The following is a 2083-nucleotide window of genomic DNA, read 5'->3' on the forward strand; positions in this document are numbered from 1 at the left end:
AGGGGGATCCCAAGCGAAAACGCCAGGTCCTCGGAGGCCTGGTGGCCTCCTTCCTGGCCATGTCCTGCTGGACCTTCGGCATGCTCACCAACAAGGTCCTCATGCAGACCATACCGGTTCCGCAGCTGGAGTGGTGGCGGGCTGTGAGCGTGGCGCTGGGTTCGTGGATGCTGTTCTTCCTTCTCGAAAGGGGCAGGGGGGTCGGGAATCTATCCCGCGTCGTGATGGTCGAGATGGCCCTGGCGGGCGCCCTGGGTCTCACGGTGGGCAACCTCTTCATGACCTACGCCTTCGGGTTAGCCCCCGTTGACGTCATCGTCTGCATTGTTTCCATCAGGCCCTTCCTGGCGGCCCTCTTCGCTACGCTCTTCCTCGGCGAAAAACTCACCCCCCGCCTGGCTGGCGGGATCATCCTCGTTTTCATCGGCGTCATGACCATCACGCTTTAACCTATGAAGCCTGGCCATCTCCGGTTCCTCTCCGAGGTCGCCCGGCCTGTAAAATCTCATCGGCCGCTCCATGTACTTCTGAGCCACCCAGTGCTCCGGAAATTCGTGGGGGTAGGCGTACCCCTTTCCGCCGGGCCTGAGGTGGAGGGGCACTTCCTGGAGTTCACCACCCTCTATGGCTGAAAGGGCCTCGTCGATGGCCTTGTAGGCGCTGTTGCTCTTCGGGGCCAGCGACAGGTAGACGACAGCCTCCGAGAGAATAATCCTGGCCTCGGGCCACCCCACGAAGTCCGAGGCGTAAGCCGCCCCCGCCGCCACCGATAGCGCGCGCGGGTCGGCGAGCCCCACGTCCTCGGCGGCGAACACCAGGAGCCGCCGGGCCACAAAACGAACATCCTCCCCTCCGGCCACGAGCCGTCCCAGCCAGTAGACGGCGGCGTCGGGGTCGGAACCCCGCATGCTCTTGATCAGCGCCGAGATGATCCTGTAGTGGTCGTCCTGATCACGGTCATAGCGCTGCAGGGCCTTGGGGGAGATCTTCCTCACCGTATCGATGTCGATAACGCTCCCGCCACCGGTCGCCACGGCATGGGCGGAGAGCTCCAGCCTGGTGAGGGCCTGGCGGGCGTCGCCCCCCGCTCCCAGGGCGATCTCCTTCAGGGTCTGGCCTGAAGCGGAGAGCTCCAGTTCGCCGAGGCCCCGCTCCCTGTCGCTCAGCGCCCTCTCCAGCAATCCCACCAGGTCTTGCACCTCCAGGGGGCGAAGTTCATAGACTACGGCCCTGGAAAGGAGGGTCTTGTTTATCTCAAAAGAGGGGTTCTCCGTGGTGGTGCCCATCAGGATCAGGTCTCCCTTTTCGACGGAGGGCAGCAGGGCGTTCTGCTGCTGCCGGTTGAAATGATAGATCTCGTCGACAAAGGCCACGGGAGCCCGGCCGTTGAGGTCCTTGAGGCGCTTTGCCTCGGCCACCAGCTCCCTGAGGGCGGCCACGTTGGCCGAAACGGCGTTTATCTCCAGGAAATCGCGCCCCGTCATGGAGGCCATCAGGCGGGCGATGGACGTCTTACCCACGCCGGGGGGGCCGTAAAGTATGCAACTGGGCACGCGCCCCGACTGCACCGCCCTGGAAAGAGGGGCTCCCCTCGAAAGGAGGTGCCCCTGTCCCGCCATCTCATCGAGCGTCCTGGGCCTCATCCTCTCCGCCAGGGGGACCTCCCATTTACTGGAGGGGGTGCTCTCTCCCTGCGATCCGTTCCACAGCGTCCTCTCTTCCCTCACTTTATCCATGACAGAAGGACCTCCTCAACCATGTCGGCCCTCGAGGGAAGTTCCAGGGACGCCCCGTTCCTCGAAAAGATCAACTGGGGGTAGCGTTCTCCCAGGACTTGCGCCAGCACCGACACGAGGGGTCTGTCCACGAGGGACAGGGGCAAAAAGGGCGCCTTCTCCCACTGTTCCAGCGAGAGCCTCGCCTTGGAGGCGACCCTCAGCCCCCCGACGCCCAGCCCCGCCGCGGCCAGGGCTACGCCGAAGATCTCCGGTGCCCCTTCCGGAAGGGCAGCCTCGATCTCCCAGGCTCCTTCGATCCAACCTCTCCCGCGCTCCTTCTCCAGGTCCCTGTATTCCCAGGGTAC

Annotated in this window: 2 protein-coding genes; one reads left to right on the top strand and one right to left on the bottom strand. The window is 64.4% G+C overall.

What is annotated here, in order from left to right; genetic code table 11:
* A partial coding sequence (locus GX108_03635; GenBank protein NLO56135.1) for a DMT family transporter occupies positions 1-449 on the top strand: 449 nt, incomplete at its 5' end.
* A gap of 1274 nt (positions 450-1723) precedes the next feature.
* On the opposite strand, the gene GX108_03640 is transcribed toward GX108_03635, so the two are convergent.
* Positions 1724-2083: hypothetical protein (locus GX108_03640; protein NLO56136.1), on the bottom strand; the 360-nt coding region annotated here is incomplete at its 5' end.

The sequence above is a fragment of the Thermovirga sp. genome (genome assembly GCA_012523215.1).
In the GTDB taxonomy this organism is placed as follows: Bacteria; Synergistota; Synergistia; order Synergistales; family Thermovirgaceae; genus 58-81.